25 protein-coding genes are annotated in these 26048 nt (G+C 68.0%); 12 read left to right on the forward strand and 13 right to left on the reverse strand.

Translation table 11 applies throughout. The annotated features are described in order from the left end of the window. Nucleotides 1-92 precede the first annotated feature (92 nt). Both ACZ50N_RS04950 and ACZ50N_RS04955 read left to right on the forward strand, forming a co-directional pair. Nucleotides 93-689: a TetR/AcrR family transcriptional regulator gene (locus ACZ50N_RS04950; RefSeq protein WP_133413635.1), complete on the forward strand. Its 597-nt coding sequence runs from the start codon at nucleotides 93-95 to the stop codon at nucleotides 687-689. 83 nt (nucleotides 690-772) lie between these two features. Continuing rightward, entirely contained in the window at nucleotides 773-997 is a 225-nt protein-coding gene (locus ACZ50N_RS04955) for a dodecin (protein ID WP_464474809.1), read from the forward strand. Between the two features lie 19 nt (nucleotides 998-1016). Here ACZ50N_RS04955 and ACZ50N_RS04960 read toward each other — a convergent pair whose 3' ends face one another. After that, nucleotides 1017-1769: an SDR family NAD(P)-dependent oxidoreductase gene (locus ACZ50N_RS04960; protein ID WP_464474810.1), complete on the reverse strand. Its 753-nt coding sequence runs from the start codon at nucleotides 1767-1769 to the stop codon at nucleotides 1017-1019. A gap of 12 nt (nucleotides 1770-1781) precedes the next feature. Continuing rightward, complete coding sequence (locus ACZ50N_RS04965) at nucleotides 1782-2795, reverse strand: acetamidase/formamidase family protein (RefSeq protein WP_464474811.1); 1014 nt, start codon at nucleotides 2793-2795, stop codon at nucleotides 1782-1784. A gap of 48 nt (nucleotides 2796-2843) precedes the next feature. Between ACZ50N_RS04965 and ACZ50N_RS04970 the strand changes: the two genes are divergently transcribed. Beyond that, nucleotides 2844-3275, forward strand: a complete 432-nt coding sequence (locus ACZ50N_RS04970) for a nitroreductase family deazaflavin-dependent oxidoreductase (protein WP_048424762.1) — start codon at nucleotides 2844-2846, stop codon at nucleotides 3273-3275. 54 nt (nucleotides 3276-3329) lie between these two features. Next, on the forward strand, nucleotides 3330-4202 hold the full coding sequence (locus ACZ50N_RS04975) for a DUF4344 domain-containing metallopeptidase (protein ID WP_464474812.1): 873 nt from the start codon (nucleotides 3330-3332) through the stop codon (nucleotides 4200-4202). Here ACZ50N_RS04975 and ACZ50N_RS04980 read toward each other — a convergent pair whose 3' ends face one another. Both ACZ50N_RS04980 and ACZ50N_RS04985 read right to left on the reverse strand, forming a co-directional pair. After that, nucleotides 4203-5195, reverse strand: a complete 993-nt coding sequence (locus ACZ50N_RS04980) for an esterase family protein (RefSeq protein WP_236694398.1) — start codon at nucleotides 5193-5195, stop codon at nucleotides 4203-4205. A gap of 156 nt (nucleotides 5196-5351) precedes the next feature. Beyond that, on the reverse strand, nucleotides 5352-6563 hold the full coding sequence (locus ACZ50N_RS04985) for a multidrug effflux MFS transporter (RefSeq protein WP_464474813.1): 1212 nt from the start codon (nucleotides 6561-6563) through the stop codon (nucleotides 5352-5354). Nucleotides 6564-6628: 65 nt separating this feature from the next. On the opposite strand from ACZ50N_RS04985, the gene ACZ50N_RS04990 reads away from it, so the two are divergent. Beyond that, nucleotides 6629-7078, forward strand: coding sequence for a MarR family winged helix-turn-helix transcriptional regulator (locus tag ACZ50N_RS04990; protein WP_053079452.1), 450 nt, complete (start codon nucleotides 6629-6631; stop codon nucleotides 7076-7078). A gap of 33 nt (nucleotides 7079-7111) precedes the next feature. Here ACZ50N_RS04990 and ACZ50N_RS04995 read toward each other — a convergent pair whose 3' ends face one another. Next, nucleotides 7112-9547: a glycogen/starch/alpha-glucan phosphorylase gene (locus tag ACZ50N_RS04995; RefSeq protein WP_464470808.1), complete on the reverse strand. Its 2436-nt coding sequence runs from the start codon at nucleotides 9545-9547 to the stop codon at nucleotides 7112-7114. A 202-nt stretch (nucleotides 9548-9749) separates the two neighbouring features. Here ACZ50N_RS04995 and ACZ50N_RS05000 point away from each other — a divergent pair, with 202 nt between their 5' ends. Then, nucleotides 9750-11579, forward strand: coding sequence for a sensor domain-containing diguanylate cyclase (locus ACZ50N_RS05000; protein ID WP_464474814.1), 1830 nt, complete (start codon nucleotides 9750-9752; stop codon nucleotides 11577-11579). Here ACZ50N_RS05000 and ACZ50N_RS05005 read toward each other — a convergent pair. From ACZ50N_RS05005 to ACZ50N_RS05025, 5 genes are all read right to left on the reverse strand, one after another. Continuing rightward, nucleotides 11565-12587 (reverse strand): NAD(P)/FAD-dependent oxidoreductase, encoded by a 1023-nt coding sequence (locus ACZ50N_RS05005; RefSeq protein WP_464474815.1) that lies wholly within the window; start codon nucleotides 12585-12587, stop codon nucleotides 11565-11567. The genes ACZ50N_RS05000 and ACZ50N_RS05005 overlap by 15 nt on opposite strands. Continuing rightward, the gene (locus tag ACZ50N_RS05010; protein ID WP_046361049.1) at nucleotides 12584-13087 is read right to left on the reverse strand and encodes an isoprenylcysteine carboxyl methyltransferase family protein; all 504 of its coding nucleotides are present in this window, start codon (nucleotides 13085-13087) and stop codon (nucleotides 12584-12586) included. Before ACZ50N_RS05010 ends, ACZ50N_RS05005 begins: the two co-directional genes overlap by 4 nt. 3 nt (nucleotides 13088-13090) lie before the next feature. Beyond that, complete coding sequence (locus ACZ50N_RS05015; protein ID WP_464474816.1) at nucleotides 13091-14161, reverse strand: type III polyketide synthase; 1071 nt, start codon at nucleotides 14159-14161, stop codon at nucleotides 13091-13093. Next, a complete protein-coding gene (locus ACZ50N_RS05020; RefSeq protein ID WP_464475594.1) occupies nucleotides 14158-16404 on the reverse strand; it encodes an MMPL family transporter in 2247 nt (748 codons plus the stop codon). The genes ACZ50N_RS05015 and ACZ50N_RS05020 overlap by 4 nt, the downstream gene beginning before the upstream one ends. 78 nt (nucleotides 16405-16482) lie before the next feature. Further along, nucleotides 16483-17175 carry a M15 family metallopeptidase gene (locus tag ACZ50N_RS05025; protein WP_464474817.1) on the reverse strand — a complete coding sequence of 231 codons (693 nt, stop codon included), beginning with the start codon at nucleotides 17173-17175 and terminating at the stop codon, nucleotides 16483-16485. A 173-nt stretch (nucleotides 17176-17348) separates the two neighbouring features. On the opposite strand from ACZ50N_RS05025, the gene ACZ50N_RS05030 reads away from it, so the two are divergent. Next, nucleotides 17349-17561 (forward strand): hypothetical protein, encoded by a 213-nt coding sequence (locus ACZ50N_RS05030; RefSeq protein ID WP_046361053.1) that lies wholly within the window; start codon nucleotides 17349-17351, stop codon nucleotides 17559-17561. Nucleotides 17562-17582: 21 nt separating this feature from the next. On the opposite strand, the gene ACZ50N_RS05035 is transcribed toward ACZ50N_RS05030, so the two are convergent. Together ACZ50N_RS05035 and ACZ50N_RS05040 are read right to left on the reverse strand one after the other, a co-directional pair. Beyond that, nucleotides 17583-18149, reverse strand: a complete 567-nt coding sequence (locus tag ACZ50N_RS05035) for a TetR/AcrR family transcriptional regulator (protein WP_046361054.1) — start codon at nucleotides 18147-18149, stop codon at nucleotides 17583-17585. A gap of 34 nt (nucleotides 18150-18183) precedes the next feature. Further along, complete coding sequence (locus ACZ50N_RS05040; RefSeq protein WP_048424754.1) at nucleotides 18184-19350, reverse strand: acyl-CoA dehydrogenase family protein; 1167 nt, start codon at nucleotides 19348-19350, stop codon at nucleotides 18184-18186. A gap of 63 nt (nucleotides 19351-19413) precedes the next feature. Between ACZ50N_RS05040 and ACZ50N_RS05045 the strand changes: the two genes are divergently transcribed. The 5 genes from ACZ50N_RS05045 to ACZ50N_RS05065 all read left to right on the forward strand — a co-directional run bounded on the left by ACZ50N_RS05045 (nucleotide 19414) and on the right by ACZ50N_RS05065 (nucleotide 24770). Next, entirely contained in the window at nucleotides 19414-20628 is a 1215-nt protein-coding gene (locus ACZ50N_RS05045) for a cytochrome P450 (RefSeq protein WP_048424753.1), read from the forward strand. A 65-nt stretch (nucleotides 20629-20693) separates the two neighbouring features. Beyond that, entirely contained in the window at nucleotides 20694-22046 is a 1353-nt protein-coding gene (locus tag ACZ50N_RS05050) for an extracellular solute-binding protein (protein WP_048424752.1), read from the forward strand. Further along, entirely contained in the window at nucleotides 22025-22912 is an 888-nt protein-coding gene (locus ACZ50N_RS05055) for a carbohydrate ABC transporter permease (protein WP_237165510.1), read from the forward strand. Before ACZ50N_RS05050 ends, ACZ50N_RS05055 begins: the two co-directional genes overlap by 22 nt. Further along, on the forward strand, nucleotides 22909-23700 hold the full coding sequence (locus tag ACZ50N_RS05060) for a carbohydrate ABC transporter permease (protein ID WP_048424751.1): 792 nt from the start codon (nucleotides 22909-22911) through the stop codon (nucleotides 23698-23700). The genes ACZ50N_RS05055 and ACZ50N_RS05060 overlap by 4 nt, the downstream gene beginning before the upstream one ends. Next, complete coding sequence (locus ACZ50N_RS05065) at nucleotides 23697-24770, forward strand: ABC transporter ATP-binding protein (protein ID WP_464474818.1); 1074 nt, start codon at nucleotides 23697-23699, stop codon at nucleotides 24768-24770. The genes ACZ50N_RS05060 and ACZ50N_RS05065 overlap by 4 nt, the downstream gene beginning before the upstream one ends. On the opposite strand, the gene ACZ50N_RS05070 is transcribed toward ACZ50N_RS05065, so the two are convergent. Further along, complete coding sequence (locus ACZ50N_RS05070; RefSeq protein ID WP_464474819.1) at nucleotides 24767-25966, reverse strand: acyl-CoA dehydrogenase family protein; 1200 nt, start codon at nucleotides 25964-25966, stop codon at nucleotides 24767-24769. The two genes, ACZ50N_RS05065 and ACZ50N_RS05070, sit on opposite strands and share 4 nt — an antisense overlap. Nucleotides 25967-26048 lie beyond the last annotated feature (82 nt).

Consider the following 26048-nt stretch of genomic DNA (forward strand, 5'->3'; position numbering starts at 1 on the left):
CGATTACCAGAATGATCATCGGACTCCTAAAACGAATGAAGTTCGTTTATTGTGAACTGACTCACCCAACCGTGCAAGAGGGGAGCGCGAACGTGGGCCGACCCAGGACGCCTCTGCTCTCGACCGAGCGCATCGCCGAGGCCGCCCTGGAGTTGGTGATCAGCACCGGCGGATTCACCATCGCGGGCCTGGCGCGCAAGCTGAGGGTGCAGCCGTCCTCGCTCTACAACCACGTCAGCGGCCGCGACGACGTCGTCGAACTCCTACGGGAACGGGCGATGTCGGATGTCGAACTACCCCTCGACGATCCCGAGCGGCCGTGGCGGGACGTGGTCGCCGACATCGCGCGCTCCTACCGCCGCAGCTTCGCCCGCTACCCCCAGCTGATCCCGCTGCTCACCGAGTACGCGGTGAACAGCCCGCAGGCGATCACGATGTACAACGCGCTGGCGGCCACGCTCACCCGGGCCGGCTTCGATCCCGCCGACACCCTGCGCTCGATCACGCTGGTGGACTCCTACGTGCTCGGTTCCGCGCTCGACGTCGCCGCCCCCGACCAGCCGTGGCGCCATCGCGCCGAAGTCGGGCCGGAACTGGCCGCCGCGCTGGAGACCGGCTCGCCGAAACCGCAGCGCGCCGACGACGCGTTCGAGTTCGGGCTGGCGGTGCTGTTGCGCGGACTGGGGTGAAATCACCGTGCGCCGATGGGGTGCGCACAGATCTCCGGGACACCACAGTGGTCGTGGACAACTTCGTCGTTGAAAGGGTTTGCATGAGCGACAACATCTATCGGGTCGTCGAGATCGTCGGCACCTCGTCGACGGGCATCGATGACGCGATCACCAACGCCATCGCAAGGGCTTCAGAGACGCTGCACGGCCTCGACTGGTTCGAGGTGACCACCATCCGCGGTCATCTCGCGGACGGTGCTGTTGCCCATTTTCAGGTGGCGTTGAAGGTCGGCTTTAAGCTCGACGGTGCTGATCAGCCTGACTGACCGGGGCTGCTGCGCGGGGTCAGAACTGCACCCCGCGCGTCAGCGCTCCGTCGACCACGAGATTGGTGCCGGTGATGAAGCTGGCGGCTGAGCTGCTCAGGAACACCACCGCGTTGGCGACTTCCTGCGGTGTGGCCATCCGGCCGGTCGGGTTCAGCGCGAGCGCCTCGGCGAACAATTCGGGGTTCTCGGTCTCGATCGTCGGCCACACGCCGCCGGGGAAGTACGTGTTGCCCGGGCTGACGGTGTTGGCGCGCACGCCCTGGGCGGCCAGCTTGTAGGCGAGGCCCTGTGTGTAGTGGATGATCGCCGCCTTCATCGTCCCGTACGGCCCGGCCGCGAAATCCACCTCGCGACCCGACACGCTGGAAATCGTGACGATGCAACCGGATTCGCCGGCGAGCAGGTGAGGCAGCGCCGCGTCGACGAGACCGATCGTGCCCATCAGGTCGACCTCGAACGTCGTCCGCCAATTCTCCGGTGACTCCGGGATCGCCAGCGCGCTGACATTCGCGACCACCCCGTCGAGTCCACCGAACGCCTTGGCCGTCGCATCCACCCACGCGGTCAACGCCGCCGTATCGCCCACGTCGACCGCGGAACCTCTGGCATTCGAGCCCAGTTCCTTCTGCGCGTCGGTGACAGCCTCCGGTGTCCGCGCGCAATAGGCCACGGTGGCACCCTCAGCGATCAGGCCCTCCACGACCGCGCGGCCGATGCCACGGGTTCCGCCGGTGACCGCGAAGCGCTTTCCCGCCAGCCCGAGATCCATGCGCATCCTCCTCTAGTACGTGATGGTTCCGAATGCCCTTGCCGCTGAACGCATCTCCTGATGCACGCCGCCGAAAGCGGCAGCAGCGGGCAGCAGTCGCTTGTCGACCTTGGTGACCGAACTGTAGTTCGTGTCGACGACGTTGGCGATCGGTGCGAGCGAGATCTGGGTCAGCAGCTGGTAGGCGTCGAGACGGTCCAGTCCGTACAGCTCACCCAGCCACGTGATCATCTCCACCTGGCCGGCCCGCCACGCCTCCTCCAGCGGGCGACCCGAGCCCACACACATCAGATGCGTGTCGGACTCGATCCGCGGCCACGCCGGCCCACCACCCTTAACCAGCCCGACGATCGCGGTCACGTTCATCGCACCCTCGACCGCGGTGCCGCACGACTCGCCCTCGCCCTGCCGATAGTGACCGTCGCCCAGGGAGAACAGGGCGCCGGGCACGTTGACCCGCAGATAACAGGTCGCACCCGCCCTCATCTCCGGGGTGTCCATGTTGCCGCCGAATACGTCGGGCACCAGCGACGTCCGCACCTCCCGGCGAGCGGGTGCGACACCGACCGTGCCGAGCATCGGGTTGGCCGGCAGCGCGAGCTCGAAGTCGCTGCCGTGCGCGGAGAATGCGACCGTGTCGGCCGCGGAGTCGTACTCGTAGATGTAGGTGCGTTCGGGCAGCGGGTCCTGCAGCGTCGGGCTGACCGGAACGCTGGTCAGCCCGCCGAAGAACGGAATCAGCGTGGACGCGCCCCACGTGCGCGCGGGCGTCAGGTCGACCAGATGGACGACGAGAGTGTCACCGGGTTCGGCGCCCTCGATCCAGAACGGCCCGGTCTGCGGGTTGAGATCCTCGGTGTCCAACGCGGTGGTCGCGACATCCGCGGCGCTGGTGATCCGGCCCCCGTAGGCGTCCTCGGTCCACAGCGTCAGCACCGTCGGCGGCGTGATCCTCAAGACCGGCGCCGCGCCGCCGAACGTATAGGCCATCTGGTCGGCGGTCGGGATGAAAGTGACGTGATCCATGCTCGCCATCCTCGTCCGGCGCGGCGCGCGCCGCCATACGATCGGGGCATGGCCGATGAGATGAGCGGAGAGCGCGACTTCAATCAGCGCAACATCGACGAATTCCGGGCCAACGGCGGCAAGGTGGGCGGCCAGTTCGAAGGCTTCCCGCTGCTGCTGTTGACCTCGACCGGCGCCAAGAGCGGTGAGCAACGGGTGAACCCGGTTGCCTATTTCGAGTTCGACGATGCCATCTACATCGTCGGGTCCGCGGCGGGCCGGGACTCAGATCCCGCATGGGCGTTCAACATTCGCGCGCATCCGGACGCTCAGGTCGAGATCGGCTCCGATCCGCCGCGGCCGGTGCGGGCCCGTGAGCTACCGCGCGAGGAACGCGACCGCCTCTACCCTCGGGTGGTCGAGCAGGCGCCCGGATTCGGCGACTACGAGAAGCGGACCGACCGCATCATCCCGATCTTCGAACTGGTGCGCGCCGGCTGAGGTGTTTGCGGTAACCGGCCTCGGCGGGCCCGCCCGTATGCGACGGTATGCACCATGCGCGTATGGGGGATCGTGGTGTTGACTGTCGGACTCGTCGCGGGGTGCAGCAGCAGTCCGGCCCCGTTCCCGTCATCGGCGCCTCCGGCTGCGAAAGCCTCGGGTGCGCCGCAGGACCCGCAGGCGAACGGGGAAGCTGAGGGCGCAGAAGGCGCACCGGGTGACGGCACGATGATCGTCACCTACGAGGACGCGACGACGCCCGACGCGGCGGCCGGACGCGCGCTGCTCCAGGACAACACGGTGCTCGACGACCTCGCCGCCGACATCAACGAGTCCCTGTATCTGCCGCACGACATCACCCTGCGCGGCGCCCAGTGTGACGAGCCGAATGCGTTCTGGGACGCCGGAGCCGACAGCATCACGCTGTGTTACGAGGACGCGGATTCGGCCAAGAAGGTGTTCGCCGCGCTGGGCGATCCCGACCCGACGGCGGCAGCCGTCAACTCCGAGTACGCGACGTTCTACCACGAGGTCGGCCACATGGCGATCAGCATCTACGATCTGCCGATCACCGGCCGGGAAGAAGACGTCGCCGACCAACTCGCGGCGTTCGTCCTGCTGCAGCCCGGTGACGACGGCAAACCCGACCCCGAATCCGTCAAGGCTGTCAAGGATTTCGCCAGCACCTTCGAGGCCTCGGGCGCTGAACGCGAGCAACTCGGCGCTGCCGACTTCGCGGATGTGCATTCACTCGACGAGACGCGGATGTTCAACCTGCAGTGCTGGATCTACGGCGCGGACCCTGAGGCCGGTGCCGATCTCGTGACGTCCGGCCAGCTGCCGGAAGGCCGAGCCGACGGCTGCGCCGACGAATGGAACCAGCTCGACAACGCGTGGTCGACCCTGCTGGACCCGCACCTGAAGTGATCAGCGCGGCGCCGGTGCCGCCGGGGGCTGTTGGGGGAGAGGCAGTGGCGCCGGCGGCGGCGGAGGTGGTGGTGGCGCCAGCAGCCGGACGATGTCGGGTTTCATCTGCTGTAGTTGCGCACCCCAGTACCCCCAGCTGTGGGTGCCGTTGGGTGGGAAGTTGAAGACCGCGTTGCGTCCGCCCGCGGCGATGTACTTGTCGCGGAACTCCTTGTTGGTCGCGATCGTGATCGTCTCCAACGAACCCGCACTGAGGTTGATGCCCAGATCCGTGCCGGTGTCCAGGTCGGAGGCGACGCCGTTGCCGCAGTAGATCCACAGCGCGGTGCGGTTGGCGACGAGCCGGTTGATGTTGAGCATCGGATCGGCCCGCTTCCAGGCCGGTGAGCCCGACGGCCCCCACATGTCGAAGGAATCGAAACCGCCCGCGTCCTGCATCGCGATGTCGATGAGTGGCGGCCAGAACTTCTGCGAGGGAGCCAGATAGCCCGACAGGGAAGCCGCGAACTTGAACTGGCGCGGGTAGTAGGCGGCCATCGTCAACGCCGCACCGCCCGACATCGACAGGCCCACAACGGCATTGCCGAACGGGTCCTGCCCACGGTTGGCGGCGAGCCACGTCGGCAGCTCGTTGGTCAGGAACGTCTCCCACTTGTAGGTCAGCACGCCGTTGCGGTTCTTGGCGGGCCGGTACCAATCGGCGTAGAAGCTGGACTGCCCGCCGACCGGCATGATCACTGACACCCCGGACTCGTGGAACCACTCGAACGCGGCGGTGTTGATGTCCCAGCCGTTGAAGTCGTCCTGCGCACGCAGGCCGTCGAGCAGCAGCACCGAATGCGGGCCCCCGCCCTGGAATTCGACGCGGATCGTGCGGCCCATCGACGGCGACGGCACATCGAGCTGTTCGATGGGCAAGCCCTCGCGGGAGAACGCGTGCGCCTGCGGGGTGACGGTCAGTGCGGTGGCGGCGAGCAGCGCCGCGACGGCGATGCGCCGGAACCGCTGGCCCAAAGAGATCACGCGCGCGAACCTATTCGCGACGCAGGCGCAGAGCTCGGGGGCACGCGGGGCGGTGACCGGGTTGTTATCCACCCGCGATTTCGGCGTGTTCGTCGTCGCTCAGCGACGATGAGCACGCCGAAATCGCTACCGGCGGGCGGCGGCGAAGCCCAGGACGGCCACCGTTGCGGCGCACACCATCGCGATACCCAGCGGCGTCGCGGTGTGCTCACCGCCGAGACCGACGAGCGGCGACACCACGGCCGCGAGCCCGAACTGTGTGGCACCGAGCAGCGCCGACGCGGTGCCTGCCGCCCTCGGCGCGGCGGACAACGCCAGCGCCGTGGTGTTGCCGAAGACCAGACCCATGCCCGCGACGGAGAAGAACAGCGGCAACGCGAGCCAACCCGCGGGGACGCCGGATACAGCGAGCGTCAGCACCGCGATGCTGGCCGTCACGATGATCGCGAGGCCGACGCCGGCCAACCGGCGCGGCTCGACGCGCGCGGCCAGCCGCGCACTCGCCGCGCTCATCGCAAGCAGCCCGCAGGCGTTGACCCCGAACATCGCCCCGTACTGCGCCGAGCTGAGGCCCATCATCGTCTGGTAGACGAACGGCGACGCCGAGATGTAGCCCATCATCACCGCGAACGCGAAGCCGAAAGTGACCAGATGGCCCAGGTATTCGCGGCGGGCCAGATCCCGCAGCGGCGAGCCCTCGGTGGCCCTGTTCGCGCGCAGCGTGGCGCGACGTTCCTCGGTGTGGGTTTCGCGGATCACGACCAGCGCGGCGACGAGCATGGCCACGACGAGGGCCAGGATGACGGCCAGCGCGCCGCGCCAGCCCAACGGTTGCACCAGGAAGCCACCCGCCAGCGGCGCGGCGATCGGAGCGACGCCGCCGACGATCATCATCAGGCTGAACGCCCGTGCCGCGGCTCTTCCGGTGGCCAGGTCCGAGATGATCGCCCGGCCGATCACCATGCCCGCTGCGCCCGTGAGCCCCTGTGCGAGCCGGGCCGCGACCAGCACCTCGATCGTGGGGGCGACCACGGCGACGACGCTGGCGAGCACGCACACCGCGGCCCCGAACACCAGCGGCTTGACCCGACCGTAGCGATCCGAGAGCGGCCCGAACACCAACTGCCCTGCTGCCAGGCCGAGGAGGAACGCGGTGAGTGTGAGTTGCACATTCGTCGGGGACGTGTGCAGGTCGTCGACCATCTGCGGGAAGGCGGGCAGGTAGAGGTCGGTGGCGAACGGAGCGACGGCCGACAGCAGCGCCAGCGTGACGAGCAGCCCGGCGGTGATTTGCGGCGGCGCAGTCCGGCGTGCCGGCGCGTCGACGGTGGAGGTCATGGAATCTCCCGGTGTGGTTATCAGAATATAATTATCAATACATAACTATCAGGTATGGTGGATTCGTGCAAGCCCGCCAACCCCGCGCCGAGCAACTCGCGGATCTCGCCGACGTCGTCATGTCCGTCGCGCGCGCGGTCAGGTCGCAGGCCGCGGCGGATCCCGACGTCGTCGAACTATCGGCGACCGAGGTGACGGTGCTGCGCTACATCGACCACCATCCCGACGTCAGCGCTGGCACCGTCGCTGCCGGAACCGGCCTACAGCGCAGCAACCTGAGTCGGGCGCTGCGCGACCTCGAGGCCAAGGGGCTGGTGAGCCGATCGGCTGATCCGGCCGACAGCCGTCAGGTCGTCTTGCGCTCGACCCGCCGCGCCGCGGAGAACCTGGCGCGCCTTCGTACGATCTGGGCCAGGCTGCTCGGCGATGCCCTCGCGGCGTCGGGGGAGGAGCACGACATCACGTCGACGCTGGAGCTGTTGCGTGCGCTCGAGAGCGGATTTCGGCGTGTTTGAGATCGCTGAGCGACGGCAAACACGCCGAAATCGCTAGAGGTCGACGCTCATGGGGCCCACGCCCCAGATCTCGTCGCAGTACTCGCGGATCGCCCTGTCCGACGAGAACATCCCGCTGCGGGCCGTGTTGCGGATCGACATCCGCGTCCACACCTCGTCGTCGAGCCACACCCGCGACACCTCGGCCTGCTTGTCCACGTACGCGCGGTAGTCGGCGAGCACCAGGAACGGATCGTGGGCGATCAGGTTGTCGACGACGGGGCGAAGCACCTCGGTGTCGCCGTGGGTGAATGTTCCCCCCGCGATCAGTTCCAGCACCGCGGCCAGCTCGGGGTCGCGCTCGACATAGCTCTGCGGCCGATACCCGTCGGCCTTGACCGCCACGACCTGATCCTCGGTGAGCCCGAAGCAGAAGAAGTTCTCCGAGCCGGCCTCTTGGCGGATCTCGACGTTCGCACCGTCGAGCGTCCCTATAGTCAGCGCACCGTTGATCATGAACTTCATGTTGCCGGTGCCCGAGGCCTCCTTGCCTGCGGTCGAGATCTGTTCGGACAGATTGGCCGCCGGATACACCAGGTGCGCGCTCTTGACGTTGAAGTTCGGCAGGAACACGACCTTCATGTAGCGATTGACGTCGGGATCGTTGTTGATGGTCGCGCCGACCGCAGTGATCAGCTTGATGATCCGCTTGGCCATGTAGTAGCCGGGTGCGGCCTTGCCGCCGAACAGGAACACCCGCGGCGGAATCGTCACTCCCGGATTCGTCTTCAGCCGGTGATACAAAGCCACGATGTGCAGCACCATCAGATGCTGACGCTTGTACTCGTGGATGCGCTTGACCTGCACGTCGAACATCCACAGCGGGTCCAGCTCGATGCCCGTCGTCGAGTGCACGTATTCGGCGAGCCGAGACTTGTTGGCCCGCTTGACCTCTCGCCACCGTGCCCGGAACGAGGCGTCCTCGATGAACGACTCGAGGCCGTGCAGCCGCTCCAGATCGGTCAACCACCCGGGCCCGATCGCCTCGTCGAGCAGCCCCCGCAGCCCCGGGTTGGACAGCGCGAGGAACCGCCGCGGGGTGACGCCGTTGGTGACGTTGCCGAAACGTTCCGGCCACATCTCGTAGAAGTCCTTCAGCACACTGGCTTTCAGCAGCTCCGAGTGCAGTGCGGCGACACCGTTGATGGCATGGCTGCCCACGGTGGCCAGGTGCGCCATCCGCACCGACTTGCCGCCGTCCTCTCCGATCAGCGACATGCGGCTCACCCGGTCCTCGTCACCGGGGAACTTATCGCGCACCTCGGCCAGGAACCGGTCGTTGATCTCGTAGATCAGCTGGAGGTGGCGCGGCAGCGCCTCCCCGAACAGATGCAGCGACCACGTCTCCAGCGCCTCGGGCAGCAGCGTGTGGTTGGTGTACCCGAACGTGCGCACCGTCAGATCCCAGGCGTCCTCCCACGCCAGGTGGTGCTCGTCGATCAGCAGCCGCATCAGCTCGGCCACCGCGATGGAGGGGTGGGTGTCGTTGAGCTGGATCGCCCACTTGTCGGGCAGCGCCGACAACGGCAGACCCGCCCGCTCGAGGTGGATGTTGAGGATGTCCTGCAGCGAACACGTGACGAAGAAGTACTGCTGCAGCAGGCGCAGTCGCTTACCGGCCTCCGGCTCGTCGTTGGGGTAGAGCACCTTGGAGACGGTCTCGGACACCACCTCCTGATCGACGGCCTTGTAGAAGTCGCCGCTGTTGAACGCGTCGAGGGCGAACGATTCGACGGCGCGGGCGCTCCACAGCGTCAGCGTGTTGCAGGTGTTCACGCCGTAGCCCTGCACGGGCGTGTCGTACGAGACGCCTTTGAGCACCCGCTGCGGCACCCACCGCACCCGCAGCCTGCCGGCCAGGTCCTCATAGGTCTCGGTGTGCCCGCCCCAGTTCACGAAGTAGCTGGCGTCTGGCTTGTCGATCTCCCAGGGGTTGCCGTGCACCAGCCAGTTGTCGGTTTTCTCGACCTGCCAACCGTCCTGGATCTCCTGGGTGAAGATGCCGAACTCGTAGCGGATGCCGTAGCCGATCGACGGCCGCTCCAGCGTGGCCAGCGAGTCCAGGTAGCAGGCGGCCAGCCGGCCCAGGCCGCCGTTGCCCAGCCCGGGCTCGCCCTCACAGTCGAGGATCTCGTCGAGATCCTGGCCGAGGGCGGCCAAGGCCTGCCGGGCCTCGTCCTCGATGCCCAGATTGAGCAGGTTGTTGCCCAGCTGCGGCCCCATCAGGAACTCCGCCGACAGGTAGCAGGTGACCTTCGCCGACAGGTCCAACCAGTCCTGCGTGGTCGCCATCCAGCGTTTCTGCATGCGGTCGCGCACCGCCAGCGACAGCGCGCGGTAGTAGTGCTCGGGCTGCAGCACCGCAGGCGGGCGGGCGATGGAGTACAGCAGGTGGTCGGTGACCGCCGCGCGCAGAGCATCAGCGGTCATGCCGGTCCGGGTCTGACCGGTAGGGCCGGGTGTAGCGCCGTTCACCTGGGCAGACTGATCGGCGGCAGAGTTCGCGAGGTCGGTCACCGCGCCATTGTGGCGGTTCGATGTTTCGGAAATGAATCCTGATCGTGAACGACACCTCCGAGCAGGTTGTGCGCAAACGTTGGCGCACCGGTTGTCGACGCGGTTCACTGTTCCGATGGCGACGGGCGCACACCCCACGGTGGCGCGTCGTGCTGTGCTCGGCGTCCCGCCGCTGTCCCGATTGCTCGGCTGGACGCTGGTCGTCGGCATCACGTGCTTCGCCGTCCGCGCCCTGGTCCATCTGGACAGCTGGTCCTATGCGATGGTGTGGCCCGCCGTCGCGCCGCAGCTGGTCGCCCTCCTCACCTCGCCGCGCCGTCAGTGGCCCGCCTATCTGGCCGCATTCATGGCCGTCCAGATCATCCCTGCGCGGCTGGCGCTGGGGATCGCCCCGGAGATCGGAGTGGTGTCCACGCTCGCGGCGGTGGTGTTCGCGGCGACGATGCTGCACCGCGACCAGGACTGGGTGGTCGGGCGCACCGACACGCTGCGCAGCTGGCGACGGTTCCTGCTCTACGGCGTCTACCTCGGGCCGGCCCTGGCCAGCCCGATCGGCGTCGCCGGGCTCGTGATCAACGGCGAGGTGGGCACCGCCCCGGGGCAGCTTCTGCACGCGGCCATGGCGTGGTACCTGACCGAGGCCGTCGGCATCGCGTTCCTGGTGCCCCTCATGCTGCGGTGGCGGCACTACGTGCGCCCGCACAGCTGGCGCGACACGGCGTGGTTCGCGACGATGATCGCGGTCACGGTGGCGTTGTTCGCCGCGTCGGCGACGATGTCGAGCTTCGTCCTGGTGTTCCTGTCCGGGCTGCCCGCGTTGCTGGTGCTGATCCGGTCGGGGATCGCGGCGGCATTCGCCGCGACGGCGGTCGGCTCGGCGATGGCACTGGGGGGTACGTTCGCCGGCTACGGTCCGTTCGCGCTGTCCCTCGAGAACCCCGGTCAAGCCCTGATCTCGGCGCAGGTGTTCGTCCTGGGCGCGTTCACGATGCTCGTGCTCGTTGCTGCCGCGCTGGAGGACCGGATGCGGCTGGCCGCCCTGGAGGATGTCAGCCACAAGGCCTACGACTTAATCGCCGACCTGACCGGCGATGTGGTCATCGTCGTCGACGCCGATGGCACCGTGCTGCATCGCGCGAGTCAGGGACACGAGATCCTCGACATCCCGGACGCACCGATCACCAAACTGGACTGGTTGAACCAGGTTCACCCTGACGACCGGGTGGCCCTCGCGGATTTCCCGGCCGCGACCGGGGCCGTCTCGAAAGGCGCCTCGGAACCCTTCCGCGTCCTGCGGGTCGACGGGTCATGGGGTTGGTACGTCCTGCACAGCCGGCGCACCGCGGACGGCCTGACCGCTGCGATCATGCGCGATGTGACGCTGGAGCGGGAAGTGCAGGAGTCGCTCACCGACATGGTGAACACCGATCCGCTGACCGGTCTGGCCAACCGCCGCGGCTTGGACCTGCGTGCCGGTGACCTCTGGGTGCGGGCCCGCGCCGCCGGGGAGCAGGTGACCGCGCTGTTCGTCGACATCGACCACTTCAAGTCGTTCAACGACCTCTACGGTCATCAGGCCGGAGACGATTGCCTGCGGCACATCGGCGAGGTGCTGGCCCACCTCGCCGACCCGAGTGTGTGCGTCGCCGCGCGCTACGGCGGCGAGGAGTTCGCGGTCGTCTGCTCCGGATGCGACGACCCGGGCGGTTTCGCGAAAGGGCTCGTGACGGCCATCCGCTCGTTGGCCATACCGCACGCCGGAGCCCCGAAGGGAACCGTGACCGTCAGCGTCGGTGTGGCGACGCTGCGGCCGTGGGTCACCGACGCCGACCTGGCGGTGCGTGATCTGCTCGACCGGGCCGACAAGGCGCTCTATGCCGCCAAGAGCCTGGGGCGCGATGCAGTGTCGGTATACCGCGAGGCGGGGGTGCTACTCGGCGAGTAGGTTGACCGCCCGCCCGAACACCGTCGGCAATCCGTGTGCGGCAGGCACGATCGCGCGCCGCAACGGTGATGCGCTCGCGCGCACCATCATCGAGGTCATGAGGCGGTAGCGGCGCGTGGATCGACGCCAGAGCCGCTCATAGGCGGCAGGCCGGTCGGTGGCAACGCACTCGGCAAGTGCCCGAGCGGCGGCGAACGACAATCCCAGACCCTCGCCGGTCAGCGCGTCGATGTAGCCGGCGGCGTCACCGACGAGCATCACCCGGCCCGCGACGCGGCGCGCCACCCGCTGCCGCAGCGGTCCGGCGGCACGATCGGAACCGTGCACTGATCCCGAGATGCGTTCGCGCAGAGCGGGAAACGCCCCGAGGTGGTCGTCGAATCCGCCGCGGCGCGACGTCAGGATCGCGATCCCGACACAGTCGTCGGCGACCGGCGTCACGTACGCTTCGCCGGCGTCGGGCTCGGCCGCCCAGTACACCTCGACGCGGTCGGTCCACGGCGTGACGCCGACATGGCGGGTCAGGCCCCACCGGCGACGTCCACCCGCGGGTCGCTGCAAGCCCAGCTGAGTCCGGATGGGCGAGTGCAGCCCGTCGGCCGCGGCCAGGTAGCGTGCGCGAAAACCGTTGACCAACACACTGTCCGGGCGCTGTTCGATCGTGTCCACCGAGCCGCCGATGACACGTATCCCGGCGGCGTCGGCGGCGTCGAGCATCGCCTGGTGCAGCGTCGTGCGTCGTACCCCCAGGCCGGGACCGTCGTCGAAGGTGGCGCTGACCCTGCGCCTGCCGTCGAGGTAGGCGACGCCCCGAAACGGTACCCCGTCGGGACGGACGCCGAGCGCCGCGAGATGACGCACGGTGTGAGGCATCAATCCCTCGCCGCACGCCTTGTCGATGGGCGCCTGCCGCCGTTCCACCACCACGGTCTCCAGGCCCAGTCGGGCGGCGGCCAATGCGGTGGCCAGGCCCGCGGGCCCGCCACCGGCGACCACCAGGTCGATCACCGCAGACTCTCCAAAGCCCGGTTCTCGCAGGTGATCCGAGTGCGGAGCAGGAAGGCGTTCAGTGCGGTGAACACGACCGCGGTGATCCAGGCGCTGTGGACGAGCGGCAGCGCGATACCTTCGGCGACCACGGCCACGTAGTTGGGGTGAGGAACGTACCGGTACGGTCCGCCGGTGACCCGGGCGGCGCCCGGCACCACCACCACGCGGGTGTTCCACTGGTGACCGAGGGTGCTGATGCACCACCACCGCAGGCCCTGCGCGGCCAGCACGATGCCGAACATCGGCCATCCCAGCGCGGGCAGGAACTCTCGGTGCGCGGCCTCGAGGAGACAGGCGACCAGCAGGGCCGTGTGCAGGACTATCATCACCGGATAGTGCCCGGCGCCGTACTCCACGCCGCCACGCTTCCGGCTGAATGCCAGATTACGTTGAGAGACAACGAGTTCAGCGATCCGTTCCAGCGCGACGGCGATGATCAACGCGGTGTAGGCGAGCACCGCTCACCGCCAACCGAGCAGAACGAACTCCGCGCAGAAGCCCGGTCCCATCGCCATCAACAGACCGGGTCGACCGGCCGGCGGCTTCTTGGCGATCGTGTCCCGCAGCACGTGCAACACCGACGACGAGGACAGGTTGCCCACCTCGGCCAACGAGCGCCACGTCAACTCCAGCGCGTCGGGCCCCAGATCGAGAGCCGACGTGATCGCCTCGATCACCTTGGGACCCCCGGGATGTGACACCCACGCCGCGATGTCGTCGACCGCGAGATCGTGGGCGCCGAGAAAGGCGGTCACGTCATCGGACAGGTACCGATCGATGAGATCGGGAAGGTCTGCCGACAACACCAGTGACAAGCCGCTGCTCCCGACCCGCCACCCCATGGTGTCCAGTGAGTCGGGATAGAGCCTGCTGCGGGAGTCGAGCACCGCCGGCCCATGCGGGTCGAGGCGACGGCTGCGCTCCTCGCCGACGGCGACCACCGCAGCCGCCCCGTCCCCGAACAGCGCGCTGCCCACCAGGCTCGCCATCGTCGGTTCGACAGCCGGGAACGTCAGTGAGCACAACTCGACCGAGATCAACGCGGCGGCATGTCCGGGTGCGCCGCGCAGATAGTCGTGCAGGCGGGCGATCCCGGCTGCCCCTGCGACACAACCGAGTCCGAACAGCGGGACGCGGCGCACATCGGCCCGCAGCCCCAGCCGTGACGCGATGCGGGCGTCCAGCGAGGGCACGGCGATGCCCGTCACCGTCGTGGTCATGATCATGTCGAGATCCGCCGCGCGCAGACCAGCCTCGTCCAGTGCCGCGCTCAGCGCTTTGCAGGCCAGGTCGGCCGCGTGCTCGAGGTAGATGTCGTTGGCTTCGCCGAAATCCCGCAGTGTCGAATATCGGTCGAGGGGCAGCACGAAGTGGCGGCTCTGCACCTTTGCGTGTTCGTGTAGGGCGCGCACGACGTCGGCGCAACCATCGAAGCCGGGGAGTGCGAGGAAGGTCTCGGTGATCTCCTGCTGGCTGTACCGATGTTCGGGTAAGGCGCCGGCAACGCCGGCGATGACACTGACAGGGTTCATGGTGCTATCCGTTCCGTGTGTTCTCGAGAAGGCACCGCCGCACTCTCGGTGACACCGAGGCGGCGGTGAATCCGGCTGAGCCACTGCGGGGCCCACCAGTTCCAGCCCCCCATCAACCGCATGAAGGCGGGTACCGCCACCATGCGCACCAGCGTCGCGTCGGCCAGCACCGCCAATGTCAGTCCGAGACCGAACATCCGCATGACCGAGGTGCTGGCGGCGATCAGCGCCGCGAACGATATCGACATGATCAGCGCCGCGGCGGTGATGATGCGCCCGGTGTAAGCGATACCGAGTGCCACCGATTCATCGGAATCTCCCGTGCGCAGCCAGATCTCACGAATTCTGGCGACGAGGAACACCTCGTAGTCCATCGACAGGCCGAAGGCGATGCAGAACAACAACACGGGCATGTTCGCGATCAGGGTGCCTGTCGGCGTGGTGCCCAATCCGCCGAGATGCCCGTCCTGGAACACCCAGACCAGTGCGCCGAACGCGGCGCTCAGCGAGAGAACGTTCAACACAAGTGCTTTCAACGGTACGACGAGGCTGCCGGTGAGCAGGAACAGCAGCACGAACATGATCACGCCGATCAAGCCGAGAACCAGGGGGAGGGTGGACGTGATCGCAGCGACGCTGTCCCGATTGGCTGCGGCGGTGCCGGTGAGCTCCACTGCCCGGCCACCCGGTCCAGCAACCGCCTCCAGTCGGTCCAGCTGGGTCTGGGAGGCAACGGAGAACAGCGGCGCGCTGCTGGACACCGTCAGATAGGCGGCACCGTCGCGCTCACCGGTCGGCGCGGACGGCGGGCCGGCAGCGCGCCCGTCGACGTAGGTCCCGGTCGGAGCGGACACCGCAACGACGTCGGGGACGCGGGACAGATCAGTGGCGTAGGCCGACAGCTCGGCACGACCCAGGCCGCGCGTATCGGGCAGCACGACGGTGACCGCGGTGTCGGTGTTCTCGGCGAACTCGTCGCGCAGCTGGTCGCCCACCTGGTGGGCCGACGCGGACCGGGGGAGCACGCGGTCGTCGGGAAAGCCCCACCGCACGCCGAGGAACGGCAGGCCCGCGACGACCAGGAGCGCAACGACGGCCAGGCCGAGGGGGATGGCGCGGCGCATCACGGCGCGTGCGCAGCGGTACCAGAACCGCTGCTCCACAGGAACGGGCGAAGGTTCGGGTCGGCGCAGTACTCGGCGCGCGAGGCGGCGCACGTCCAGCGCAGTGTGCCGGTCACCGAGCAGCACCAGCGCGGCCGGGGTGACGACCACCGCGGACGCTGCCGCGAACGCCACCGTCGCCACGCCCGCATAGGCGAACGACTTCAAGAAGTGCATCGGGAAGAGCACCATCACCGACATCGACAGCGCCACCGTCGTCGCCGAGAAAACCACCGTGCGCCCGGCGGTGCCCATCGTGGTCCGGATGGCCTGTGCGCGGTCGGCGCCCGCGGCCAGCTCGTCGCGGTACCGGCTCAGGATCAGCAGCGTGTAGTCGATGGCCAACGCCAAGCCCATCGCGGTGGCGAGATTCAGCGCGAAGATCGACACATCGGTGAACGCGGTGACCGCCCTGAGCACCGCGAGGGCGCCGACGATGGCCATCATCCCGATCGCGACCGGCAGCGCCGCGGCGAGCAGCCCACCGAAGACCCACACCAGGACCAGGAAGCTCAGCGGGATCGCCAGGCCCTCCATCATCAGCAGGTCCCGCTGCGAATGCTCGGTGATCTGCACGTTGACCATCGCGATGCCACCGGTGCGCACGGTGACGCCGTCGGGCACGTCACGCGTGACCTGCTCGTCGATCTGCGCGGCCTCACTCTGCTGCTCGGCCTCGGTTCCGCTGATGCCGACGACGACGAGCCCGGCGGTCCTGTCGCGATTGACGAGGCCGGCCCGATCACTCGGCGGAGCGGTCCAGGCGGACGACACGGTGGCGACGTGAGCCCGGCCGCTGACCTGCGCGGCGATGCGTTCGCCGGTCCGGCGCGCTGCCGGGCTGTCGACGCCGTCGGGGGAGGACACCACGATCACCATGGCGACATCACCCTGGCCGAAGGTGTCCGCGAGGGTGCGCGACGCCCGGGCCGACTCCGAACCCGGATCGGCGAAGCCGCTCGGGGACAGGCGGGCGGCGACCGGCACACCGACGATCGCGAGCAGCGCGGTGAGGATCGCTGCGGCTGCGACGATCCTGCGCGGGGCGGTGAGGGCGAGCGACGCGATTCGAGTGAGCAGCTTCGTCTCCTGTCGGTGTGCCTGGAGAGGACACGACGCGGCCGTCGCTTCGGTTCACGGCTTCCGCGCGGGTGTGATCTAGATCATGATCTTCAGTTCGAAGTGCTGGTAGTCCAGCGGGTTGCGCCAATGGCCGCCCCAGCTCCAGCCCCTGGTCACGAACGCTGTCACGACCGGATCGCCGTCGTGGAGCATGCCCGGATCGTGGCGGGTGCGGTCGAGCCACGCTGCGCCGGTCGCCGGTTCGATGCGGCCACCGCGGGCATCGACGGAGGGATTGACCAGCGGATTGATGTCGACGGCGCGGCCGTAGGCGTGCCAGGACCAGCTGCTCGACCCTGGGATACCGCGGCAGTTGAACGCCGAGGTGTTGTTGTCGCGCATCGAGAGTTCGTCCTCGGCCCCCGGATAGCGGTCCGGGTTGCGCATCTTCTCGATCGGGAAGCGCAGGGCGGCGAGCCGAGCGAACACATCGATCACAGGGCCGGTGATCTCGGCGTTGACCACCAATTCGCCGCGGTGGAGGCGGCCGTCGAATCCCCAGTGGTCCAACTCGACGCGACGCAGCTGGTCCGGGGAGACCGGGCAGCCCGGCCGCCAGGTCGCGCCGAGATCAGCGGCGGTGACGGGGCTGATCGTGGGTGGCCGGGATTGCGGTGGCTGGGGCTGCGAAGCCGGCGTTTCCGCTGTTTTCGGCATCGGCGTTGGTGTCGGCGCTGACGGGTGGGGGGACGCGCACTGCACCAGGACAGCCGTCAGGGCCGTCGCCACGACCAGCCTCCTGTGCCGCACATCTGCGAACGTACCGGGGCTGCACCCAAGCCTCGATTAGACCGCCTAATCGCTTTTGTTAGTAGGGCTTTCGATATCGGGTGTCGCCGTTGCTGCTGTGATTTGCGCCATTGCAGGGTTATATTGTGTCCGTCATCACAAGGAGGGCGAACATGGCCGCAATCGGCGAGAGTGCGACGGTCCCGCAGGACGTGAAGCCATCCCACGCCGCTCACCCCGTCAACTGGCTGATCGGGTTCGTGATGGCGGCGGTGCTCATCGCCGGAATCGCCGGTGTCGTGTTGGCGCTGTCCAGCGGGTTGCCGACCGTCGCTATCGTGGTCGCGCTGATGACCGGGGCGGTGTTCGCCGGCTCGCTCTGCTGAGGCGTTCGCCCCAAGACGGCTTCACGGCCGCAACAGGAAATCCACGAGTTCCTGCCGCTGTGCGGGCGGGATCTGCGGTGACTTCGAACTCGACAGGTGCAGCGCACCGATGCCGATCGCGAACAGCCACTGTGATCGCTGCTCCGAAATGTCCTCGCTCAACCCGCTGTCGATGAATGCCTGGCGTACCGCGGCACGGGCGCGGCGGTCGGCGGCCCTGACGCTGCGGGCTGCGGCGCGGTCGGTTCGGGCCCATTCGCGCATCGCCCGCTCGAGCATCCACTGACGCGGGCTGACCAGGAATGCGGTCATCTTGATCAGCCGCTCACGCGCCGGCAGCGCCGCCAATTCGCTGAAGTGACGGTGGTCGTCGTCGCGCCACTGGGCCCACGCCGACACCAGTGCCGCCTTGTATGCCGCCATGTCCGTGAAGTGCCAGTAGAAGCTGCCCTTCGTCATGCCCAGCCGAGCCGACAGCGTGTCGATCTTCAACGAGGTGAAGCCGTCCTCGGCGAGGATCTCGAAGCCGGTCTGCAGCCACTCGTCGGCGGAGCTTCGACTTGCGCCTCGGCGTTCGGAACCTGCCACGGCGCCAGTGTAGGGCCACCAAAACCGGAGTGACTCAGACCATTGCGATCGGTGAGATCGAGGCGCCCACGTGCAACGCGCCGTCGAGTTCCCGGCTGACGTCGTAGTCGAAGACGGCATGCCCGGCGACGATGTCGACATCGCGTCGCGCCCGCTGCATCGGGTTGTCCAGGAAGTGGGCGCTCGCCCCGGCCGCTCCCAACACGTCGCCGATGACGGCGCGGCATTCGTGGACGACGTGGGCGGCGGTGGCCCGCGCGCGTGCGCGCAGTCGGAGATCGACTGCGCCATCGCGGGATACCGCATTCTCTATGTCGTCGGCGACGGACAATGCGAGCCCACCGACGGCCGCGACGCGCATGGTCACCTCAGAGAGACGCATCTTGGCCGCCGGCTGATCCTTCTGCGCACCGCCACCGTAGGCCAATATGCGGCCCTCCAGCCGCTGCCCGAACAGCTCTACCACCCGTTCGGCTGTGCCCAGCACCGGCATACAGGCCGTCAGGGCCAACGCAGAGACGATGGGCCACCGATACGTGTCGCTCGCGTGCACGGCAGCGCCCGGGCTGTCGCCGGCATACACCTTCGGTACGGACACAATCCGATGTGCAGGGACGAACACGTCGTCGACGATCACATCGTTGGAGCCTGTGCCGCGCATGCCGGCGGTGTGCCAGACGTCGGCCACCGTGACATCGGCGATGGGGAGCGCCGCCAGCGCGGGGAACATCGACGAACCGCTACCGAGCAGGACGCCGACGAGCACCCAGTCGGCGTGCATGACCCCGGTTGCCCACGACCAGCGGCCCGTGATCCGGTAACCGCCGTCGATCGGCTCGCCCCGACCGGACGGAGCCAGCGGTGCCGGTGCGAGAACGGCTCCGCCGGCGAAGATCTCGTCCTGCGCCTGCTCGTCGAACAGTGCGATCATCCAGTTGTGCAGGGCGTAGAAGCCCAGGGTCCACGCTGTCGACGTGCAGCCGCGAGCGAGTCGTCGGACCGGCTCGAGCACTGCAGGAAACGGGGCCTGCGCGCCGCCGTAGCGGGCGGGTAGAAGCAGCTCGAAGAGCCCGCTGCTGCGAGCCTCGGCGATGGTCTCGTCGGGAAGCCGGCGTAACTCCTCAGTGATGCTGGCGCGCTCGGCGATTCGCTCCACGAAGTGGGCGTCGATCACGGCCGGCGCCGAATCCGTCGCGGTCATGGCGTGACCATAACATACTCAAAAGTATGCTCATGGCATCACGTGGATGCCATACTATCGAGTATGGGAGCCACGCGTCCGGCCGATCCTTCGGTGCCGACGCCCTTCTGGGACAGTGACATCGCCACGCGGCTGGCGGACTTCGCTCTGTTGAGGGAGCGCAGTGACGGACTGGAATTCATCACACGCGACGACGGTGCGGGCTACTGGTCGGTGACGTCCTATGCCGATGTACGGGCGGTGACCCGCGATCCTCTCCGATTCACGAGCACCCGGGGGTTCTCCTTCGACGACATGCCACCGGAGCTGCTCGCCATGCTGGGCTCGATCATCGCGATGGACGATCCCAAGCATCAGCAGTATCGGCGCCTCGTGCAGGTGGCGTTCTCACCACGAGCCATCAGGCAGATGACCGCCTACGTCGGCGAGCTGGCCGACGCCATCGTCGAGGACATCCGTGAGCGACGAACCTTCGACTTCGTCGAGACCGTCGGCGCCAACCTTCCGTTCCAGGTGATCGCCGACCTCCTCGACATTCCCACCGCGGACAGGCCGAAGCTGCGGGAACTCATCGACCTGATTCTCGGGGTCGATGATCACGAGGTCAGCGATGTGGACACGAGCCTGCGTGCGGTCACGGAGTTCTTCGAGTACACGATGGAACTCGGTCGGCGTCGTCGCCAGAACCCCGGCGATGACGTCACGTCGCTGCTCATGCAGGCCGAGGTCGACGGGAAGCGGCTGACGGCAGCCGAATTCGGCTCGTTCATCATCTTGTTGGCGGCTGCCGGAAACGACACCACCCGAACGGGTTTGGCGTGGGCGATGCATCTGCTCAGTGGCCACCCCGAGCAGAAGCGAGCGCTCGTCGACGATTTCGACAAGCGGGCCGGCAATGCGATCGAGGAGGTGCTGCGATGGTGCTCACCCGTGTTGCACATGCGGCGCACCGCGACCGAAGACGTCGTGCTCGGCCGGCACGCCATCGCAGCAGGCGACAAGGTCGTGGTGTGGTACATCGCGGCCAACCACGACCCGGCCGTCTTCTCCGATCCGTTGCGCTTCGACATCCATCGCGGCAATGCCCGCGATCACGTCGCATTCGGTGCCGGCGGCCCGCACTTCTGTCTGGGCGCCGGCCTGGCGCGCATGGAGATGCGGGTGGTTCTGGGCAAGCTGCTGGCGGCCTTCCCCGACCTGCATGCGACCGCACCGCCGGTCACGCTCCGCTCGGTGTTCGTGCACGGTGTCAAAGCGCTACCGTGCTCGGTGGACTGAGGTGCAAAACTCGGGCTGAGTTTTTCCCTCGGAAGAGCCCGCGGGCTTTCGTAGCGTGTCGCGGTGTGACCGTCCCTGCCCTCTCACGCCGTCGTGCGCTCCAACTGCTCGGTCTCGCCGGCGGTGCGGCCGTGCTCGCTCCGGCTCTGGCCGCATGCGGATCGTCGAGCACCAGCTCGGCACTGCCGTCGACCGCGCCGCTGTCGGGCCGATTCGACGGTGTCACCCTCAAACTGCTCGTCAACCAACCGCACGTGACATCGTTCCGCGACGTCCTGGCCCCGAAATGGGCAGCGGCCACCGGTGGGACGCTCGACGTGACCGCTTCCCCTTACGACCAGCTGACCAGCAAGCAGATTCTCGACGTGCAGAGCGGCACAGGTGAATTCGACGTCTTCGACTACTTCTACTTCGGACTCGGGGACCTGGTCGACGCGGGGGCGCTCACCGAGCTGACGCCGTGGATCGACGCCAACGCCAAGCAGATCGGTGTGGATGGCTATCTGAAGTCGATCTACGATCCGTACACGCTGCTCGACGGGAAGCGCTACGGGCTGCCCTACGACGGCGACATCCACATCCTCTTCTACAACGCCGAACTGCTCGACCGGTACGGCGTCACGCCGCCCACCACTTGGGACGAGTACGACGACGTCGCCGCCAAGATCACCACCGACGCGCGCGGCGCCGCATACGGCGCCATCGTGTCCGGCCAACAGGTCCCGATGATCCTCGGCTGCTCGTACATCAACCGGCTCACCGGCTACGGCGGAAACCTGTTCGACAGCAGCGGGAAACCGGCCTTGACCTCCGATGCCTCGATCGCGGCGCTCAAGCACCTGGTCGCAGTGGCGCCTGCCGCCCTGCCGACCCCGCTGCAGATCGGTTTCGACCAGGCCAACACGGCGTTCCTGACCGGTCAGGGCGCGCTACTGGACACCTGGACCGACATGGCGCTGCGGGCAGAGGACCCGACCGCGTCGCAGATCGCCGGCAAGTGGGGGGCGGTGTCGCTGCCGGTCGGGGGCACCAACACCACGCCGCGCACCGCGCTGGATGCCGGCTTCGGCCTCGGTATTTCGACGGCGACGAAGAACGCCGACGCCGCAGCGGCTTTCATCAACTGGGCCACTGCGGGCCCGCAGAACCTCGTGACGTCGTCCACCGCCGGTGCGGGCATCGACCCCGTGCGCGGCGAGGTCCTCGACTCCGAGGGGTACGCCAAGGTGGTCACCAAGGCGATCGGGCCCATCCGGCAGGGGCTCGGTGGCGATCCTCTGGTGTGGCCGAAGCAGGCCGGTGCGCCGAAACTGTTGCAGGATCTCGTCGATCAGCTGGCGCTGGCCATCAGCGGCAGTCAGACCGTCGAGCAGTCGCTGGAGAATGCGCAGCGCGGATGGGAGAGCGCCGCTACATGATTCGGCGCGTTCCGCTGTGGCTGGCCGCGCCCGCGATCGCCGGATTGATCCTGTTCCTGGTCTACCCCACGGTGTATCTCGTTGCGCTGACCGTGACGAAATCGTCGCTGGCCCATCCGTTACGGAGCTTCACCGGGGGCGCCAACGTGGCGTCGGCCTTCGCGTCGCCGGCGTTCGTCCCCTCGTTGGGAAAGTCGACGCTGTTCGCTGTCGTCGTGGCTGTGATCACCACTGTGCTCGGGCTGGCCCTGGCCTTGCTGTTGCGCCACCGCGGCGGCGGCTTCGGAGTGACCGGGGCGCTGCTGTTGCTCCCGTTGGTGACCGCACCCGTCTTGGTGGGCGTCGCATGGAAGCTGTTGCTGGCGCCCGTCGGTGGCGGTCTGGCCGGGATCTTCGCGGCCGTCGGCCTGGGCGGTGTCAACCCGTTGGGGTCCGGCGTGGGAGCGCTGATCGTGCTGATGGTGATTCACATCTGGCAGTGGACACCGTTCGCGACCCTCATCTCGTTCGCCGCGCTCGGGGCCGTGCGGCCCGAACTCCTCGAGTCCGCACGCATCGACAACGCCGGGCGTTGGCGCACCTTCACGACCGTGACCTGGCCCGCGATCGGGCCGACGGTATGGGCCGTCGCGGTGCTCGAACTGGTGATCGGCTACAAGGTGTTCGACTCGATCGTCGTCATCACCTCCGGCGGACCCGGCTTCTCCACCACGCTGACACCTTTCGTCATCTACCAGACCGGGCTGCGGGGCAGCTTCGACATGGGTACCGCGGCCGCGCAGACCTTGGTCTTCGGCTTGGTGGTCGGTGCGGTGGCGACGGTGGTCACGACGCTGCGGGCGCGCGCGGTGAAGGCCGACACGTGAGAAGTCGGCTCGCGCTGGCCGGTGCCGTCGTCGTTGCGCTGCTGCCCATCGCCTACCTGGTATCGCTGGCGGTGCGGCCCGCGTCCGACGTGCTGAACTCCAGCCTGCTGCCCCGCGCATGGACGCTCAGCAACGTCGTCACGGTGTTCGACACCATCGAGCTGGGCACCATGCTGCAGAACTCCTGGCTTTCCGCCGTGGGCGCCGCGGTGCTCGCCGTCGTGATCGCCGCTCCGGCAGCGTATGTCACTGCCCGCCATGTCCGTGGAGAGCGCCTGCTCACCGTGCTTCTGGCCAGCTACTGCGCACCGCCGATCGTCGCCATCATCCCGCTGTTCTTCCTGCTGCGCTCGGTGGGGTTGGTCAACAGCGTCGGCGGGCTGATCCTGGTCAACGGAATCGCCGGTGTGCCGGTCGCGGCCTGGCTGCTCGACGGCTTCGTGCGCCGCATCCCCGTCGAGATCGACGAGGCCGCCGCCGTCGACGGGCTGCGGCCCGCCGCGATCTTCGGCAGAGTCGTGGTGCCGCTGCTCCTGCCCGGCGTGGTGGCCGCCCTGCTGGTCGTGTTCTTCCTCAGCTACAACGACTTTCTCTTCGCGGTGTACCTCGCCGTGACCAAGGAGAGTCAGACCCTGACCGTCGGGTTGTCCCTGTTCCAAGGTGACCGCAACGTGCAGTTCGGACAGCAGGCCGCGGCCGGGCTGCTCGGCATCCTGCCGGTCTACGTACTCGCCCTGGCCGCTCAGCGCTATCTGGTCGGCGGACTGACGACAGGAGCCACCAAGTGAGTGCGGTCGAACTCCGCGACATCACCAAGACCTTCGACACATCCTCGGGGCGGACGACGGTCGTCGACCGCATCAGCCTCTCGCTGCCGCAAGGATCCATGACCGTCCTCGTCGGGCCGTCAGGATGCGGGAAGTCGACCACGCTGCGGATCGTCGCCGGCCTCGAATCCGCTGACAGCGGCACGGTGCACATCGGGGGACGTGACGTCACCGCCGCGACCCCGTCCGAACGCGACGTGGCGATGGTCTTCCAGAACTACGCCCTCTACCCACATCTGAGTGTCGAACGAAACATCGGCTTCCCGTTGCGGAACGCCGGCGTCGCCAGAGATGCAGCTGCGCAGCGGGTTCGGCAGGCAGCCGAGAGGGTGGGGATCACGGCGCTGCTGGACCGCAAGCCACGCCAGCTCTCCGGCGGCCAACAGCAGCGGGTGGCCATCGCCCGCGCACTCGTGCGCACTCCGGCGTTGTTCCTGTTCGACGAACCGCTGAGCAATCTCGACGCCAAGCTGCGGGTCGAGCTGCGGTCTGAGATCCGGCGGCTACAGCAGGAGTCCGGCATCACGGCGCTCTACGTCACCCACGACCAAGAGGAGGCGATGACGATCGCCGATCAGCTCGTGGTGCTGCGCGCCGGACGCATCGCGCAGACAGGCACCCCGGCCGAGCTGTACCGGCGGCCGGCGAACACATTCGTCGCGGGCTTCATCGGCTCACCGAGCGCCAACCTGATCCCCGGCGCTGTGCGCGACGGGGTGTTCGAGGCCGGGCCCCTGCGCACCAGGGTGGCCGGCGCCCCCGGCGGCGACGTCACGCTCGGGGTCCGGCCTGAAGACCTGACCGTCACCCCCGACGAGTCGGGAAACGGAACGCTGGAGCTCGTCGAATTGCTCGGCCCCCGTTACGTTCTGATTGTCCGAGTGGGGGAGCACCGTCTGACCGCCGTGGCGGAGGCCGCCGCGGTGGCGGGCTGGCCTGCTGCACCGGTACCGGGCGACACGGTCGCCGTGGATGTGCGGGCCGAGCACGCCCACGTGTTCGACACCGCGAGCGGCGACCGGCTCGGCTAACTGTCGCGCTGCGTGCGGCCGATGCCCCAGGCATACGGCGGGGGAGTGCCGTTGACAGCGTGGGCGCCAAGGACTTTCGTCTTGAACAGTCGCGGATTGTGCGAGGCGACGGTACGGGCGTTGCGCCAGTGCCGATCCAATCCGCGGGCGCGAGAGGCGGCCGAGGCGCCGAGCGTGTCGAAAAGATTCGACGCCGCGTCGATCGCCAGCTGCGATGCGGTCAACTGGGCTGCCGCCGCTTCCAGTTCCGTGCGTTCGGCCGCGCCGGGGAGCGCTGCATCGTCAGCGATCGCGGCCGCGTCGATTGCCTCGGCGAGCCTGAGGGCCACGGCTTCGGTGGTGTAGGCCGCTGCCCAGATGTCACCCACCCGGCCCAGTACCTGGGCGTCGTCACGCACGCGCGCGGCGCTGGCGTGCGAGTAGTTCCGATCACGCTGCTGCACTTCGGCGGTCACATCGGTGAGCACCGCCCGGGTGATGCCGGCCAGCGTCGCCACCAGATTCAACTGGTACAGCCCCGTCTGGTAGGGGTGCCTGCGCTCGAAAGGGATGACATCGTCGGCCACCGCGTCGGTGAATTCCGTGGTGCCCGTACCGGTGCCGCGCTGCCCGAAACCATCCCAGTCGTCGTGGATCACCACGCCAGGCTGGCGGGTGTCGACCACCGCGGTCGCCCAGCCATCACCGTCCTTGACGTACACATCCGCCCACTCGGCGAAGATCGTGCCCGTCGTGTAGTACTTGCGTCCGTTCACCACATGACGCCCGTCGCGATGAGTGACCGTCGTCTGCGCATCTCCGATGGCTGTCGAGCCCGTCTCGGTCCAGGCGTTGCCGGCGATCTCGCCCGCGACGAAGCGCGCAAACCAGCGAGATTGGTCCTCGCCGCGGCGGTGCCGGAACACAGTGTCCTCGACCAGGACGAAATGCCCGCGCAACGCCTGCGCCAGGTTGGCGTCTGCCGCGGCGAGATCGATCCACAGCGCGGTGATCTCGGGCCAGTCCAGCCCCCACCCACCGAATTCGGCCGGCACCCGCAGCGTCCCGAAACCGGCCTCCTTGAGCGATGCGACGGCCTCGACGGGCAGGGATCCGGTCAGTTCTCGATCCCGGGTCCCGGCGGCGATCTGAGCGAAGACGTCGGCGAAGTGGGCACGGGCCAGTGCAAGTCTGGGGCGGGTGGCGAGATCGGTCACGACAGCACAGTGGACCACACCCGTGCGGACATGCACCGATTTGACTCCGCCAGAACAGAAGTCGGTCGATTGACCGTATGTG

It is taken from the genome of Mycolicibacterium obuense (assembly GCF_055397605.1).

What these genes read in the sequence shown, in the direction of transcription:
- ACZ50N_RS04960 (WP_464474810.1), bottom strand. Translation starts at nt 1,769, where the DNA reads ATGGATCTCGGGCTGGCGGGAAAGCGCTTCGCGGTCACCGGCGGAACC.
- ACZ50N_RS04965 (WP_464474811.1), bottom strand. Translation starts at nt 2,795, where the DNA reads ATGGATCACGTCACTTTCATCCCGACCGCCGACCAGATGGCCTATACG.
- ACZ50N_RS04955 (WP_464474809.1), top strand. Translation starts at nt 773, where the DNA reads ATGAGCGACAACATCTATCGGGTCGTCGAGATCGTCGGCACCTCGTCG.
- ACZ50N_RS05045 (WP_048424753.1), top strand. Translation starts at nt 19,414, where the DNA reads ATGGGAGCCACGCGTCCGGCCGATCCTTCGGTGCCGACGCCCTTCTGG.
- ACZ50N_RS04970 (WP_048424762.1), top strand. Translation starts at nt 2,844, where the DNA reads ATGGCCGATGAGATGAGCGGAGAGCGCGACTTCAATCAGCGCAACATC.
- ACZ50N_RS05055 (WP_237165510.1), top strand. Translation starts at nt 22,025, where the DNA reads ATGGGAGAGCGCCGCTACATGATTCGGCGCGTTCCGCTGTGGCTGGCC.
- ACZ50N_RS05000 (WP_464474814.1), top strand. Translation starts at nt 9,750, where the DNA reads ATGGCGACGGGCGCACACCCCACGGTGGCGCGTCGTGCTGTGCTCGGC.
- ACZ50N_RS04975 (WP_464474812.1), top strand. Translation starts at nt 3,330, where the DNA reads ATGCGCGTATGGGGGATCGTGGTGTTGACTGTCGGACTCGTCGCGGGG.
- ACZ50N_RS05015 (WP_464474816.1), bottom strand. Translation starts at nt 14,161, where the DNA reads ATGAACCCTGTCAGTGTCATCGCCGGCGTTGCCGGCGCCTTACCCGAA.
- ACZ50N_RS05040 (WP_048424754.1), bottom strand. Translation starts at nt 19,350, where the DNA reads ATGACCGCGACGGATTCGGCGCCGGCCGTGATCGACGCCCACTTCGTG.
- ACZ50N_RS04995 (WP_464470808.1), bottom strand. Translation starts at nt 9,547, where the DNA reads ATGACCGCTGATGCTCTGCGCGCGGCGGTCACCGACCACCTGCTGTAC.
- ACZ50N_RS04985 (WP_464474813.1), bottom strand. Translation starts at nt 6,563, where the DNA reads ATGACCTCCACCGTCGACGCGCCGGCACGCCGGACTGCGCCGCCGCAA.
- ACZ50N_RS05030 (WP_046361053.1), top strand. Translation starts at nt 17,349, where the DNA reads ATGGCCGCAATCGGCGAGAGTGCGACGGTCCCGCAGGACGTGAAGCCA.